Source organism: Viridibacillus arenosi (assembly GCF_001955655.1).
GTDB classification, from domain to species: Bacteria; Bacillota; Bacilli; order Bacillales_A; family Planococcaceae; genus Viridibacillus; species Viridibacillus arenosi.
Map to the genome: position 1 here is coordinate 184,480 of NZ_MSPW01000003.1, position 15,491 is coordinate 199,970.

Annotated in this window: 13 protein-coding genes and 1 other annotated feature; of the genes, 10 read left to right on the forward strand and 3 right to left on the reverse strand. The window is 34.2% G+C overall.

The window, feature by feature from the left end:
* Positions 1-2 precede the first annotated feature (2 nt).
* The 8 genes from BK137_RS07525 to BK137_RS07555 all read left to right on the forward strand — a co-directional run bounded on the left by BK137_RS07525 (position 3) and on the right by BK137_RS07555 (position 6,875).
* Positions 3-1,010 (forward strand): FecCD family ABC transporter permease, encoded by a 1,008-nt coding sequence (locus BK137_RS07525; RefSeq protein ID WP_038181740.1) that lies wholly within the window; start codon positions 3-5, stop codon positions 1,008-1,010.
* Positions 1,007-1,828 carry an ABC transporter ATP-binding protein gene (locus BK137_RS07530; RefSeq protein WP_038181737.1) on the forward strand — a complete coding sequence of 274 codons (822 nt, stop codon included), beginning with the start codon at positions 1,007-1,009 and terminating at the stop codon, positions 1,826-1,828. Before BK137_RS07525 ends, BK137_RS07530 begins: the two co-directional genes overlap by 4 nt.
* Before the next feature lie 501 nt (positions 1,829-2,329).
* Positions 2,330-2,713, forward strand: coding sequence for a hypothetical protein (locus BK137_RS07535; protein WP_038181734.1), 384 nt, complete (start codon positions 2,330-2,332; stop codon positions 2,711-2,713).
* A gap of 289 nt (positions 2,714-3,002) precedes the next feature.
* Positions 3,003-3,989: a ketoacyl-ACP synthase III gene (locus BK137_RS07540; RefSeq protein ID WP_038181731.1), complete on the forward strand. Its 987-nt coding sequence runs from the start codon at positions 3,003-3,005 to the stop codon at positions 3,987-3,989.
* A gap of 295 nt (positions 3,990-4,284) precedes the next feature.
* Positions 4,285-4,800 carry a hypothetical protein gene (locus tag BK137_RS07545; protein ID WP_038181727.1) on the forward strand — a complete coding sequence of 172 codons (516 nt, stop codon included), beginning with the start codon at positions 4,285-4,287 and terminating at the stop codon, positions 4,798-4,800.
* Positions 4,801-5,168: 368 nt separating this feature from the next.
* The gene (locus BK137_RS07550) at positions 5,169-6,275 is read left to right on the forward strand and encodes a copper amine oxidase N-terminal domain-containing protein (protein WP_038181724.1); all 1,107 of its coding nucleotides are present in this window, start codon (positions 5,169-5,171) and stop codon (positions 6,273-6,275) included.
* Between the two features lie 236 nt (positions 6,276-6,511).
* Positions 6,512-6,646: a hypothetical protein gene (locus tag BK137_RS22795; RefSeq protein WP_268746460.1), complete on the forward strand. Its 135-nt coding sequence runs from the start codon at positions 6,512-6,514 to the stop codon at positions 6,644-6,646.
* A 28-nt stretch (positions 6,647-6,674) separates the two neighbouring features.
* Positions 6,675-6,875, forward strand: coding sequence for a hypothetical protein (locus tag BK137_RS07555; RefSeq protein WP_038181719.1), 201 nt, complete (start codon positions 6,675-6,677; stop codon positions 6,873-6,875).
* A gap of 131 nt (positions 6,876-7,006) precedes the next feature.
* On the opposite strand, the gene BK137_RS07560 is transcribed toward BK137_RS07555, so the two are convergent.
* Together BK137_RS07560 and BK137_RS07565 are read right to left on the reverse strand one after the other, a co-directional pair.
* A complete protein-coding gene (locus tag BK137_RS07560) occupies positions 7,007-7,483 on the reverse strand; it encodes an NUDIX hydrolase (protein WP_038181717.1) in 477 nt (158 codons plus the stop codon).
* Positions 7,484-8,386, reverse strand: coding sequence for a pentapeptide repeat-containing protein (locus tag BK137_RS07565; protein ID WP_051448625.1), 903 nt, complete (start codon positions 8,384-8,386; stop codon positions 7,484-7,486). It abuts the gene before it with no gap.
* A 264-nt stretch (positions 8,387-8,650) separates the two neighbouring features.
* On the opposite strand from BK137_RS07565, the gene BK137_RS07570 reads away from it, so the two are divergent.
* Both BK137_RS07570 and BK137_RS07580 read left to right on the forward strand, forming a co-directional pair.
* Positions 8,651-9,430 (forward strand): GNAT family N-acetyltransferase, encoded by a 780-nt coding sequence (locus tag BK137_RS07570; RefSeq protein ID WP_038181713.1) that lies wholly within the window; start codon positions 8,651-8,653, stop codon positions 9,428-9,430.
* Positions 9,431-10,315: 885 nt separating this feature from the next.
* The gene (locus tag BK137_RS07580; RefSeq protein ID WP_038181710.1) at positions 10,316-11,752 is read left to right on the forward strand and encodes an NADP-dependent glyceraldehyde-3-phosphate dehydrogenase; all 1,437 of its coding nucleotides are present in this window, start codon (positions 10,316-10,318) and stop codon (positions 11,750-11,752) included.
* Between the two features lie 113 nt (positions 11,753-11,865).
* Here the strand turns inward: BK137_RS07580 and ileS are convergent, their stop codons facing one another.
* On the reverse strand, positions 11,866-14,964 hold the full coding sequence (ileS, locus tag BK137_RS07585) for an isoleucine--tRNA ligase (RefSeq protein ID WP_038181707.1): 3,099 nt from the start codon (positions 14,962-14,964) through the stop codon (positions 11,866-11,868).
* 54 nt (positions 14,965-15,018) lie between these two features.
* Positions 15,019-15,258 (reverse strand) — a binding site (T-box leader).
* Positions 15,259-15,491 lie beyond the last annotated feature (233 nt).

Sequence of the window (15,491 nt, forward strand, 5' to 3'; positions counted from 1 at the left end):
AAATGAGAAAAAATACTTTGAAATGGGCTATATTATTACTACTGCCAATACTATTTGGTTTCTTGTCACTTAGCATAGGTCGCTATCAGGTAGATTTAGTAGTACAAATGAAAATTTTATTATCTCATGTGTTTGATATCGAGCAAACGTGGTCACAAATGGAAGAAACAGTTGTTATGAAAATCCGTTTGCCTCGTATTCTACTTGCAATGCTAATTGGTGGCGGTTTGTCTATTGCTGGTGCAGCATTTCAAAGTATGTTTGCGAATCCATTAGTTAGTCCTGATATTCTTGGAGTTTCTGCGGGTGCAGGATTTGGTGCTTCACTTGGTATTTTGATTATTGGTCATGGCTTTACTACACAAATTTTTGCTTTAATAATGGGTATTCTAGCTATTCTATTTACATTCATAATTAGCGGTATGAAGAAGAATATGCCGATATTTATGATGGTTTTAGCAGGTGTTGTAACAAGCGCTTTGTTCCAAGCACTCATCTCATTAGTGAAATTTGTTTCAGATCCAGAAGAAAAACTACCGTCTATTACATATTGGTTAATGGGGAGTTTAGGAACAGCTTCTTACAAAGATCTATGGGTAGCTGGGCCACTCATATTAATAGGTATTATTATTTTATATGCCCTAAGATGGCGTATGAATATCTTATCTTTATCAGATGAAGAGGCACGTTCTCTTGGTGTATCCACTACGAAATTAAAATGGCTGGTTATTTTTGCTGCGACATTGATAACGGCTTCTGCTGTTTCAATCTCCGGCATTATTGGCTGGGTAGGCTTAATCATTCCACATATTGCTCGAATGATTGTTGGGAGTAATAATCAATATGTCTTGCCTGCATCAGTTTCAATCGGAGCAATTTACTTATTAGTTATTGATACACTAGCTCGTTCGATTACAGCTACCGAAATTCCTTTATCCATTTTAACAGCGATTGTAGGAGCTCCATTTTTCGCTATATTACTTAGAAAAACAGGCGGTGGCTGGCAATGATATTAGCAGTAAAAGATGGGAATTTTTATTATAGTAAAGGGAAAATTAAAGAAAAAACTCCTTTTTTGTATCATGATCCAATCAACTTTGAGTTAAAGCCAGGGGAGATTTTATCAATTTTAGGTCCAAATGGTGCAGGTAAAACAACAATGTTGAAATGTATAATGGGATTGCAGCCTTGGAAACAAGGGGCATCTTATTTAGACGGTAAACCAATGAGTTCTTTACCCCAAAAATTCATTTGGCAACAAATTGGTTATATACCTCAAGCATCCAAAATGACATTTGCTTATTCAATTTTAGATTTAGTTATAATGGGTAGGGCGATTTATATCGGGGCTTTTTCAAAACCTTCTGATATCGATCGTAAATTGGCATTTGAGGCACTCGAATCTGTAGGAATAGCTCATTTAGCAGAGCAATCTTGTAACTCAGTAAGTGGTGGAGAATTACAGCTGGCACTTATTGCACGTACTCTCGTGTCTAATCCGAAAATCCTTGTTTTGGATGAACCAGAATCTCACTTAGATATTCATAAACAGAAAATAATATTAGAAACTATTCAAAATCTTGTCCGAGAGAAGAATATTTCTTGCATTATAAATACGCATTATGCTAATCACGCAATCTATTTTGGAGATAAAGTATTATTAGTGGCGAAAAACAAACCTGTTATCACAGGAAATGTAAATGAGTTATTAAATGAAAAGAACATGTTGACTTACTTTGGTATTGAAGTGAAGAAACTACAAATGACAAATCAAAATTTAACATTTAGTGTACTGGTTCCTGAATATTTTGGAATGAAAACAATTTAATAGCAAAATGATTGTAAAAGAAAAAATCCTCTTTAAGTAGATACTGATACACTCTACCTAAGGGGGATTTTGTTATGCCATAAAAACAATAAATACTTTTACATGTCAATGAATTCAAAAAGCAGTATAGATGGGGAAAAAAAGAAGAAACCATAAAAACATCTAAGTTTTTATTTTTAGAGTAATCGCGTTCATTTGTTTGATTATTATAGTATTTATTTCCATTTTATTTAAGGCAAATAATGGGCAATATATATGTAAGCAAAAATCAATTGTACGCCTTTTATATTTTCAAATCGCTTTTGATTTATAAAATGATATTAATTATATTTATGAATCTAAATCCAATATGAAGTTAACACATTACCAAGTAATTCAGCTGTAACTTTTACACGATTGTTGCAAAATATGAGGTTTTTTTAGCAAAGGGAGTACATATTACTTATTCAATAATTGTGTAATACACTCAGGTGAAAATATATTAAAGGGAAGGAGATATTAATGGTCAAGAAAATATCTATTTTAGTTTTGTTTTTATTCATACTTGTATTAACTGGTTGTGTGAATGATGAAGCAGCAAAAGAAGAGATCATTTCAGATGAATCATTTGATGTTGAAAATGTTGATTTTTATAAAGGTAAGGCAATGGAGAGCAATCAAGTAATTGTTGAAACAGCAGACATGATGTATAGAGAGAACGCTACAGTTTTTACATTTCAAAAGGGTGATAGTAGTACGACAAAATTAAAGAAAACTAAAACCAAAGCAGAATATGACAAGATTAAAATTAGATATATACTAGAAATTGGAAAAGAAGATTTAAAAGAAATAAGTACTCGGTATAGTGATGTGATTAAAAATACGTTACCAATAGATGATCATTGAAACTGCTGTATATATAAAATAAAGATTGTTCAAAAGTAATCCGTACATCCCTAAAATAGCGCAATTAAAAAGAATTCGTTTATACAGAACGAATTCTTTTTTGTAGTGGAGAGCATATCCAAACATACTTCTGACTTATAAACCTTCTGTTATCAGCTAGTATTAAATAATAAAAACGAGGTAACTATTAAATTAAAACGTAAAAAGTGTATTTATTTAATAATATTTAGTACCAGGTGCTATAAATAAGTGTTAATATAATTATGATAAATAACTTGGAGGTTTTTTTATGTTTCAATCAAAAGCGAGAATAACAGCTATCGGTTCGTATGTACCTGAACGAACATTAACTAATACAGATTTAGAAATACTTGTTGAGACAAATGATGAATGGATAGTGCAACGTACAGGAATAAAAGAGAGAAGAATGGCGCGAGAAGATGAGTTTACAAGTGATTTAGCTTATCAGGCTGTTCTTAATTTAATGGAGCGATTCGATAAATCTGTTGAAGATGTGGATTTAGTCATCGTTTGTACGATGACTCCTGATTACAAAACGCCAAGTGTCGCTTCTACGCTGCAGGCAAAGTTAGGTATAAAGAATACAGGCGCTTTTGATTTAAATACTGCATGTTCCGGCTTTACTTACGGATTATATGTAGCTAATGGGATGATCACATCAGGATTAAATAAAAAAGTCTTGGTGGTTGGGTCTGAGACTTTATCTAGAATTACTGATTATACCGATAGAGCTACATGTATTCTATTTGGAGACGGAGCTGGAGCAGTACTTTTAGAATATGATGAACAACAACCAAGTTTCATTTCTTCACATATAGGTTCTGAAGGTGAAGGTGGCAAGAGTTTATATTGTTCAAATTTATCTAACATGATGAATGGTGAAGAAATATTAGACAACGGAAAATTTGTTCAAAATGGGCGAGCGGTATATAAGTGGGCTGTCACAACAGTACCAAAAGGGATGAGAACGGTATTGCAAAATGCTTCAATGGAATTAAAAGATGTAGATTGGTTCGTCCCTCACAGCGCAAATCTAAGAATGATTGAGTCAATATGTGAGAAAAGCGACTTTCCTATTGAGCAAACATTATATAGCCTAGTGGATTATGGTAATACTTCAGCAGCAACAATACCACTATCATTAGATCAAGGTGTTCGTGAAGGCAAAGTTAAGAACGGAGATAAAATCTTATTATACGGATTTGGCGGTGGTTTGGCACACGCAGGATTACTTATCAATTGGACGGTTGAATAGAGAAGTTTAAAAGGCCAAATATTTACAAGAAAACTAAGTAGATATAGGGCAAATTTGGGTTATGTAATTATAAATTTATATATAAGATTCATAAAATTTGATATGAAGCAAGAAAGATGAGTGGCTGTGGTCACTCATCTTTTATTTTGGATGATTTCAATAGTTTTAGTAGTGAAAATTTATTAATGACAATGCATAAGTTGCATCTATTATCGATAAATATAAAATAGCATTCATTTTAGTACATACTTAAAGATTAGCAATATGAGAAGGTAAAGAAAGGTGATTAAAAATCATGATTAAGAAGACGATTATTTTACTTTTTTTTATAATGATTATCTTAATGTTACTAACTTTTTCAATAAAGCCTACTATTAATTTTGATAATAATTACTATGCTCAAAAGATTTCAGATGCACTTGATACATATATAGAAAGCGATGAGCTAATCGAATCTCTTACAATCAAAAATGGAAAAACCTTTTTTTATTCGGATATATACCGTAAAACAATTCAAATCTTTTACTTTGAAGATGGAATACTTAGTTATAACGGCAAAATGAACTATGAAGTGTGGAAGAGAAAGGACCACGAAGGCGATCCAGTAGAATGGATATATCATGAGTTAGAAAATGGTGAAAGTATTATTTGGGGAGTATCACTTACAGATGATACTATAGAGATAAATAATAAAGTAAAAGTTCAAGATTATATTCAATTAGAAAATGGAGTTAACGTCTTTTTCTCGAAAAATAAAGCAGAACTTAATTTACCTATTGAAGTGACATTGAAAAACAATCAAACACAATGAATGATTGGAAAATAGTATGCAATATTCATTCTGCAATTAATACAAATACAAAGGAACCGCTTCTTCTTTATATAAGGTGCAACTAACCTAACTAAGTTATAAATTTAAGGTTCAAATCTCATATGATTTGAACCTTTTGCTTTTGTTAATTTAATATGTTTTATTCCAATTTATATATGTAAGTTTATTATTCACCTGTATGTGTGTAAAAGTTAAAACTTGAAAGGTAACTTACATACAGACTAAAAATTTTATTTGATAAAACTAAACCTGTATTTTAGTTATTTTGACAAGTAGACAATCTGAAAAATCGAATTACTTAAACTTCCAATTCATGTATAATTAATGATATATAAGGAGTGATAGTGTTGAATAAAACAAATACGTTGATTAGCTCATTGTTACTTAGCGGATCGATACTGACGTTAGGTTTAACAAGCTCAATCGAACCTAATGACATAGTGGATTCAAAACAAAAGATAGATGCTGCTGCCGATAATCATAGCAATATCACGATGGTTGCTGCGACAGTTAAGTACAAGGTGACCATCAATGGTAAACCTGTATCTCTTCATAATAGCTCTATTAGAATAGGCCCTAATCATATATTACCTGCAAAAAGCTTTATAAGACTCTTAGGCGGAACTACTACTTTTAATAGCAAAACTAAAGTGTTAACTATTAAAAGTGATGGTACAACTTCTACAATCAAACAAGGATCTAAAGTAGCTACTGTAAATGGCAAGAAAATAACGCTATCGACAAGTGCTCAAGCAATCAATGATGTATTCATGATCCCACATGATCTAGTGGCCAAAGCTACAGGCACAAAAGTTTCTATATCAACAAGTGCAAAGACAATTGAAATCACTCAGGCTTCACCAATAATCCCATCGCGTATCAAGACTAAATATCAAGGCCATACATATGGTGCTGATAACCAATACCAGTATGATAAAACAATGGCTTATGTTAATAATTACTTCAAGAACTACAAAAGAAGATTTGTTTTTGGTTTTTGGCAACACGAACAATATGTGGATTACTTTAAAAACGGGGTAAAAGTACCGCTTGATTATATTAGTGGAGATGATTATTATGAAGGTTTGGATGCCGCTGAGCGTTGGGGTGAAGATTTAAGAAATAATAAAGTACCTTACTCCCAGATTGTGAAAGTCGCTGAGGTTGAGCTGGAAGCTAGAGATTTTTTACGTGTCGCGCCATTTTACAGTCGTTATGTAGATGATTACGATGTATATTCTGCATACCACATCTTATACAAACGTAAAGGTGATTCAGACTCTTATGCACATGCACAACAAATTGTATTTGATATGAACGGTTATAAAACTAGAGTAGTATCTATACCACCTTTTTCATGGCTAGAAGTACAAATAAACGGAAAATGGTATATTCAATACGATGAATATTGGGGTGACACATGGAGACTTTCTACTTCATCAGGGATTCAATAGTTGTTTGCTCCGTGAATTCTATTGCAATTGAAGTTACATTCAGCGAGACATGATTTTTTTGAGGGTACTTGTTTATTTCCACTAATACTATTAGAGTGGGGTAAATATTCTCATTAGTAAATCAAGGAATAGGAACGATATTAGTTCAAGCTGTTGTAGAATTTACAAATAAAAGTGAATGCTCGATGCTAAAATTAGTTACAACGTATGATCGTATGATAAGGTGGGGAGTTTAAATGATATTCTTTATAATTATTCTGCTTCTAGTTTTTTCATATGACTTTACTAAAATGAGAAATCAAATGGATCGGATTATCGAGCAAAATGATGAAATGATTCAGCTAATGAAAAAAAGGAAAGAAGAGGAATAGATGCTATTTAGCTTAGAGAGTGAAAACATTGGTATTTGAAACATTATCAAGCCAACTTTCTGTAGTGATCACTCTAGCTTTTGGCGTATTGTTAATTGTTCTATATCCACTAATACATAAAGAAAACAGATACTTTGCTTGGTTAAGCCTTATCAGAGCATTTAGTAAACAACCGATTGAAGAGATATCTATATTTTTGAAACAGGTAGGAATGGATATGGAAGAGTGATAATAATGCACAGATAATCCCAAAGAATATATTATCAAGACAACAATAAAAAAGGCAGATAAATTAAAGGACATTATATATATTATATGTAATGTCTTTTCTTCAACTAACGATCCCTATTAGAAGAAATTTTAATCTCCAACACGTAAAAACTTTGGAGGTTTTCTCTGTACAAAATGTTTTTCAATAGACTTAAGAACTTCATCATTTCCGGGTAATGAGACTGTTTCTATCGCATCCTCAAAAGACAACCATTGATAGTCGCTATGTTCATCATTTAATTTTACATCTTGATGGTCTTCCACAAATCCAATAAATACAGGGGCAACATATATATAATTTTCTTGAGGTGAATATATTTGGTCAAATTTGTTAGATGCATATAATAATACATTTGTAATCCCTGTTTCTTCATTTATTTCTCTGAAAGCAGCTTCCCAAGCCTTTTCACCTTCTTCAATACTACCACCAATATAACACCAAACATTCCGAAGAACAGAAGTATTTCTTTTTAAGAGCAACACTTTATATTCATCTTCTATCTTTTTTAATAAAACGGTCGCAATCCCTGTACATCGTATTGGGACTTCAAAATATTCTTCACTCAATCAAAACACCTCTTTGTTTTTATATCTCTTTTCACTTACAGTCCAGTGTGTTGGACGTGAAAGCAAATGCGGTAATTTTGTTTGTTCATCACCTTTTGCAGCATTAACTTGAACTTGTGTGAGAAAGATACTGCCAGTTAGATTTGCCCATCTTAGATCGGTATCTCGGAAATCAGCTCCAATAAGGTCAGCCATGCGTAAGTCTGCGTCTCGTAAGTCTGCCCCAATAAGATATGCCCCTCTTAAATTAGCTCCTCTAAAGTCCGCACCTCTAAGCTTTGCCCCCATCAAATCTGCTCCTCGACGGTCAAGTGTTTTTCTTTTTTTAGAGTCCATATGCTGAGAGATTACTTTGCTTCTTACAAGTTCACTAGTGTTTAAAAGTAAAGCATTAACTACTACTCGGTGTGATGGTACATCTAGCTTTAAAAGTTCATCTGAACTAAGTTGGCTAAGTCGTTCCGTTTCATGAAGTGCAGTGCTAAGTTTTCTATGTATTGGACTTGCTTCCTTCAAATTCAGCGCTTCAGTCAGATACCAGATCATTTCATGAAGTTGATGCATAGTTGGGAAGACATCAAACATTTTCTGCGCTATTTGTGTATTTTCGCGCCAGTCGATTCCTTTAAATGTAGTTTGAGAAACTTTTTGTCCTGCACCGAAGCAGTCAAAAACTGTACAACCTTTAAATCCCTCTTGTCTCAGATTATTATGAATGCTACATCGAAAATCCGATTGCAAATTAGAGCATGGCTTACCCGCCACTTTATCAATTGCAAAATCAACCGAAGCTGCGAAGGGGAGCGCAACACAACATAAACCAAAGCAGTTTTCACAATCTGCATGTAAATCACTGCGACTAATATCGAGTTTTGGAATAGGTAAATCACTATTATCAATCATTTAGTGTACTTCCTTTGCTTAGTATTTTAATAAATTAATATGTAATTTGAATAAATAGTTAGTTTGATATTAAGATTAGAAAAAAACATTTTCTATTTTTTTTATGTTATCATTGTTCAAATTTACCAGTCAACTTTTGGATGTATTTACATAAATTTATTTATAGGAAATATCTTATAAATCATACGACTCAATAATATATATGGATAAATTTGCTATAATTATAAAAACGCTATAAAAACTATAAGAGAAAGGAGCGACAACATGAATAAAAATGAACTAATATCACTATTCCATAAAGAACTTAGACAAGAAGCTCAAACACAAAGTTATTTAAGAGAGGAAACAGAGCATGTAGTACGACACATTTCACAGTTTGGCGAATCAGGATTCATAGTCGCATCTAATGTAAATGAAGATAATGCAAGAACAATCATAAAGCAGGAGTTAGACTATTTTAGTAACCTAGGACAAGATTTTGAGTGGAAGGTGTATAGCTATGATAAGCCTGATAGTTTGAAAGATATTCTTGAACAAGAAGGCTTTAGAGTAGATACAGCAGAAGCTCTTATGGTGATGAAGCTAGATGATCAGCATCACTTGCTAAAAAACAATCAATATTTCGGTTTAAAGGAATTAACGGATGAAAAAGGCATTCAAGATATTGTTGATCTAGAAGATGCAATCTGGAATGAATCACATGCTGAGCTGGGTAAACGGCTTTGGAGAGATAAACAAAATAATCCTGAAGCCTTATATCTTTATGGGATATATGAGGAGGCTAAGCTCGTAAGTGCCGCATGGATGTACATAGAGGCCAACTCATCGTTTGCAAGTTTATGGGGAGGTTCGACGCTACCTATGTATAGAGGAAAAGGATACTATACATCTTTGCTAGCTGTTCGCGCAAAAAAGGCATTTGAAAAAGGGCATCCTTTCCTTACTGTTGATGCCAGTCCAATGAGTAGACCAATCCTTGAAAAGAGTGGTTTTCTTTGTCTAGCATACTCTTACGGTTGTCAGTCGCCTTCTAGTAAATTGTAGAACATCCTTTCAAAATTACGAGCATGTTTATTGAATAAGAAATATAAGAGTGATACATAATTTATTTAACTCCTATGTATCACCCTGTATCATTTATTACTTTAGGGATATTGATAACATATACTAGGCTAACTTTGAAATGAAGGAATCGTTTTTCTCTTTGCTAAGGAAGCACCTGATGTGCTGAAGCAGTTCTCTTTAAATAAATGATGAAATTTATTAAATGAGTAAAGCTAGTACTATGGACGGGCAATAAACCGCATCAACAGGTAGTAGTCCAGCATATAATAATTGTCATCGTCTTTGATATTCACAGCATTGGAGACAAAGACATTTGACTTCTTAGTTTATCTCCCATACTTTCTTCTGCTGCCTGTCCTTCTCTGAAAATGGCTTCGATTATTCGATAAAGACTTGCATGTGTAAATGATTTAAAAATAATCAAAAGGAATTTATGTATAATTCGAGAATTATAAGAATATAAGGTATAGATTATTTTGGAGGGGATATTCATCAATAAAAGGGTCAGAGTAATGATTAGTTTAATTAGTTGCCTGATTTTATGTGTTTTTGGGGTGTATAGTTTAATAACTGCAAGTGCATCTGTAATTCCAGCTGTCTTATTTACCATTGGTGGTTTTATTGGATTTATAGATGGAATTTATGAAATTAAAAACTTTTATATTGCATGACCGTTTGAAGTGAATGTGAATGAACTTTAAAAAGAAAACACCGTACCCTGATATTAGCAATATCAAGGTACGGTGTTTTTTACATATTTTTAAAAAAGCTCATGATGTCGTAGGGTTAAATGACGGAATTATAAGTATGACAACTGAAAACAAGTAAATAATAGTAAAACATCGGATTATTGGAGGAGGCATCATGGCTAAAAATTATCAATTTTATATAAATGGAGAATGGCGTGAAAGTCGCTCAAAAGAAAGTATAAGCATTTTATCGCCTTATTTACGTGAGGAAATTGGCCACGTTCAAGCTATTTCTCAGGATGAAGTAGATGAAGCAATAAACGGCGCAAAACTAGCCCAAAAAGAATGGTCTCAACTTTCTGTACGTGCTCGTGGTGAATATTTATATAGATGGGCTAATGAATTACTTGCAATGAAAAACGAAATTGCTCAATCTATCATGGAAGAAGTAGGTAAAACATTTAATGATGCGGTAAAGGAAGTGGAACGTACTGCAGATTTTATTCAATACACAATAGAAGAAGCAACACATATGCAAGGGGAAAGTATGTTGGGCGAAAATTTCCCAGGGGGAAATCGCTCTAAAATTGCGGTGACTCATCGTGTCCCACTTGGAGTCATTCTTGCCATTTCACCGTTTAACTATCCCGTGAACTTATCTGCCGCAAAGATTGCGCCATCTCTAATTGTGGGAAATGCAGTTATTTTCAAACCAGCAACTCAAGGTGCAATTAGTGGTGTGAAAATGATTGAAGCTCTTCACAAAACAGGCTTACCAAAAGGCGTTCTTAATCTTGTAACTGGACGAGGATCTGTTATTGGTGACTACCTTGTTGAGCATCCTGACATCGATATGATCTCATTCACAGGCGGAACAGAAACTGGACAACATATTGCAAAAATTTCGAACATGATTCCACTTGTAATGGAGCTTGGAGGAAAAGACCCAGCTATCGTTCGGGAAGACGCTGATTTAGTGTTTACTTCGAAACAAATTATTTCAGGAGCATATTCATATTCAGGCCAACGTTGTACAGCAATTAAACGTGTTCTTGTAAACGAAACTGTTGCTGATGAATTAGTATCATTATTAAAAGAAGAAATAGAATCCTTAACAGTAGGTTCTCCTGAAGAAAATAATATTATTGTGCCGCTAATCGATGATAAATCTGCAGACTTTGTACAAGGTTTAATTGATGATGCATTAGAAAAAGAAGCTACATTAGTTGTGGGAAACAAACGTGAAGGAAATCTAATATACCCGACCTTACTAGACAATATTACAACAGATATGAGAGTTGCTTGGGAAGAACCGTTTGGCCCAGTACTTCCTATTATTCGAGTGAAATCAGATAAAGAAGCCATTACACTAGCAAATGCGTCGAAATTTGGTTTACAAGCAAGTGTTTTTACTAAAGACATAAATAAGGCATTTACTATAGCACCTCAAATTGAAGCAGGTTCTGTCCAGATAAACGGAAGAACAGAACGTGGACCTGACCACTTCCCATTCATAGGAATCAAAGGTTCAGGTATGGGAACACAAGGTATAAAACGGAGTATAGAAGCAATGACTCGTGAAAAAGTTACAATTATTAATATTTATGAATAATTAACTTTAGAGAATCCTCTCCACTCAAAATAAAAGGGGCGTCCACAAGTCGTTATCGACTTAATGGACAGCCCCTTTTCAGTGTGCTTAAACTATTGTTATTTAAATCATCATTATTGGTAATTCATTGCAACTTTAACAAGTGTGGTACCTAATTGTACATCAATAGGTTGCTCATTTTCTGCTAATGTATTAAACGTGATGTCATTTACAAGTAAATTTTCTCTCATTAAATCTTCAAAACGAAGGATCATTTCTTTTACTTCAGTACTTGCAACAATGTTAAGAGATACATACATCTCGACTGGTAAATCTAGTTTCTTTCTTGTGTCTTGAATTGTACGAATAAGCTCTCTTATTTGTCCTTCTTCTATTAATAAAGGCGTTAATTGTACATCTAGCAATACTTTTAATTGCTGATCACCAGCTAGCTCAAAACCAGGTGTTACAGCAGATTCTACAAGAATGTGCTCAGATTTTAAAGTATAGCTGTTTTCATTTACATTAATTTGTACTTCGCCTTGAGAAAGAATTGTTTGTTTTTCTTCTTCCGGCATATTTTCTACATATTGCTTAACGGAATTGACCGCTTTACCAAATGCAGCCCCAGCCGTTTTGAAATTCAGTTTGAAGCTAGCTGATTCATATTTAGTGATATCATTAGCAAATGTAACCGTCTTGACGTTTAATTCATCTTTTATGATATTTGTATAAGCATCTAATGAACTAGAGTCTCCATTTTGCCAAACGATGATTTGATGAAGCGGTTGCTTGGTTTTTAATGAAGTACTATTACGAATACTTCTTCCGAATTCCACTATTTTCAAAATTGTTGCCATATCTTTTTCTAGCTCCGGATTAATGACTGTTTTATCCGCTTTTGGGTAGTCTTGCAGATGTACACTACTGTTGTGTAGTTTTAAGTGAATATCCTCTGCGATATAAGGTACAAAAGGTGCTAGTAAGCGGCTAACTGTACTTAATGTCTCAAATAGGGTAGAGTAAGCTGCTTTTTTGTCTTCTGATAGACCTGAAGCCCAGAAACGATTTCTAGAACGTCTTACATACCAATTACTCACTTCATCAACTAACGCTGCAATCTCTCTTGTAGCAGCTGTAAATTGGAACTCATTCATAAACTCTTCTACAACTTTGACTGTATTATGCAAACGAGAAAGCATCCATTGATCTAAGATTGTTTTCTTGCCTGTTTGATTTGAATCATATTCAAAACCATCAATTTTCGCATACATAGCATAAAATTTATACGTATTATCTAATGTATCAACTAGTTTTGATTTTGCATCTTGCACGGTCTTTTTCGAGAATCGTTTAGGATTCCAAGGGGAACTATCGATCAAGAATGCCCAACGTAGAGCATCAGCACCGTATTCTTGAATCAATTCAACTGGATCTAGGGCGTTGCCTTTACTCTTCGACATTTTCTGGCCGTTCTCATCTAATACATGACCTAATGATAAAACGTTTTTATATGGTGCCTGCCCAGTAAATAGGGTAGAAACTGCTAATAGGCTATAGAAGAAGCCCCGTGTTTGGTCAATACCTTCTATAATTACATCTGCAGGGAATTGTTTTTTAAACTTCTCTTTGTTATCAAATGGATAGTGGTGTTGCGCAAATGGCATTGAACCGCTGTCAAACCAAACGTCAATAACTTCTGGCGTTCGTTCCATCTGTCCATGACATTTAGGGCAAGCGCACTGGACATCATCAATATAAGGCTTATGAAGCTCTATACCATCATCTAAATTAGTTGTAGCGATCTCTTTTAATTCTTCAATGCTACCAGGAGCTACTTCATAGCCACAATCATCACAAATCCATACATTTAATGGGGTACCCCAGTAGCGGTTTCGGCTAATATTCCAATCCACTAGATTTTCAAGGAAGTTTCCAAAACGCCCGTTTTTGATATGCTCAGGATACCAAGTGACTATTTCGTTATTCGCAAGCATTTGCTCTTTCAGTGACGACATATTGATAAACCAGCTATCTGTCGCATAGTAAAGAAGCGGTGAATCGCAACGCCAGCAGTGTGGGTAGCTATGCTCATACTTTTCTTTGCTAAATAGCAGACCTTTTTCAGAAAGCATTTTAATAATATCTACATCACAGTCTTTTACAAATCTGCCCTCAAGATCAACTACCTCTGCTGTGTAACGACCTTGCAAGTCGACTATATTCACAAAAGATAAGCCATTTTGTTGAATAGTTTTATAGTCATCTTCACCATAGGCCGGTGCAATATGAACGATACCGGTACCACTGCTCTCCGTTACGTATTCAGCTAAGACAACGATATGTCCTTTTTCGACAGTTGCATAATTGAATGGAGGCAAATAACGTATCCCTTCAAATTCATGTCCTTTATGCTCACTTAGAACTTCAACATCTTCACCTAGCACTTTTTCAACTAATGATTTTGCGACAATGAAGATCTCTGATTCTTTTTTAACTCTTACATAAGTTAATTCTGAATTCATAGCAAGTGCTACGTTAGCAGGTAAAGTCCAAGGTGTTGTCGTCCAACCTAAGAAGAATTCATTTTCTTTATCAGCTAATTTGAATTTCACTGTAGCAGATAAATCTTTTACATCTTTATAGCCTTGTGCGACCTCATGTGAACTTAATGATGTTTGGCAGCTAGGGCAGTAAGGTGAAACACGATGCCCTTTATATAACAAGTTGTCTTTATGCACTTTACTCAAGATGTGCCATACACTTTCGATATAGTCATTGCTTAATGTCATATAAGGATCATCCATATCAACCCAATAACCTAATTCTTCGGTAAATGAACGCCATTTCTTCTCGTAAGTGAAGACACTTTCCTTACATTTCTTAATAAATGGCTCTATACCATAACGTTCAATCTCTTGTTTACCCGAAATACCTAGTTGCTTTTCAACACCTAGTTCTACAGGAAGACCGTGTGTATCCCAGCCTGCTTTTCTTTCTACTTGGAATCCTTGCATCGTTTTATAACGTGCCACAACATCTTTAATCGTTCTGCCAAATGCATGGCCTACATGGGGTAGACCGTTTGCAGTTGGTGGACCTTCATAAAAAACAAACGGTGTGCTTCCTTCTCTTGCATCAACAGAAGCTTGAAAAGTATCTTGTTCTGTCCAGAGGTTACGAATGCGTTGTTCACGTTGTACTGTATTTTCTTTACCTTCAATCGAATTCATTGATATCGCTCCAATACTAAATTATATAAAAACATACAAAAAACCCCGTCCCAAGTAAGGGACGGGGTTAACCGCGATACCACCCTAATTCTATTGAAAACCGCTCAATAGCACTCAGCAACGTACAATCATACGTGTTCCTTTTAACGGCGGACACCCGGATAGACCTACTGAATCTTCAGACTATCTTCTCAGAGAGGATCTTCACATTACACTTAAACACTGACTTGCACCGATCTGTCAGCTCTCTAGGGAATAAGATGTAACGCTACTCTTTCTCATCAACGAATTTGTATGCTTTTATTGAGAATTATCGTAACAGAACAGAAAAAAATTGTCAAATTATTAAAGAAGGTATCTACACATTAAAGGAAATGAAAGAAGGGGAGGGATGATACTAGTTTATTGTTGTAGAAATCTGGATATTTAGAGTTTAGATAATGTAGATAGAGAATAGTGAAATTTAATTATACAAAAATGAAAGTTTTGTTAAATGGGATAACTGAAAATAGTGTAATCTAAAAAGT

Bases quoted from the DNA above. Each gene is read 5' to 3' on its own strand.
- BK137_RS07570 (WP_038181713.1), top strand. From the start codon at position 8,651: ATGAATAAAAATGAACTAATATCACTATTCCATAAAGAACTTAGACAA.
- BK137_RS07530 (WP_038181737.1), top strand. From the start codon at position 1,007: ATGATATTAGCAGTAAAAGATGGGAATTTTTATTATAGTAAAGGGAAA.
- BK137_RS07545 (WP_038181727.1), top strand. From the start codon at position 4,285: ATGATTAAGAAGACGATTATTTTACTTTTTTTTATAATGATTATCTTA.
- BK137_RS07540 (WP_038181731.1), top strand. From the start codon at position 3,003: ATGTTTCAATCAAAAGCGAGAATAACAGCTATCGGTTCGTATGTACCT.
- BK137_RS07525 (WP_038181740.1), top strand. From the start codon at position 3: ATGAGAAAAAATACTTTGAAATGGGCTATATTATTACTACTGCCAATA.
- BK137_RS22795 (WP_268746460.1), top strand. From the start codon at position 6,512: ATGATATTCTTTATAATTATTCTGCTTCTAGTTTTTTCATATGACTTT.
- BK137_RS07535 (WP_038181734.1), top strand. From the start codon at position 2,330: ATGGTCAAGAAAATATCTATTTTAGTTTTGTTTTTATTCATACTTGTA.
- ileS (WP_038181707.1), bottom strand. From the start codon at position 14,964: ATGAATTCGATTGAAGGTAAAGAAAATACAGTACAACGTGAACAACGC.
- BK137_RS07565 (WP_051448625.1), bottom strand. From the start codon at position 8,386: ATGATTGATAATAGTGATTTACCTATTCCAAAACTCGATATTAGTCGC.
- BK137_RS07580 (WP_038181710.1), top strand. From the start codon at position 10,316: ATGGCTAAAAATTATCAATTTTATATAAATGGAGAATGGCGTGAAAGT.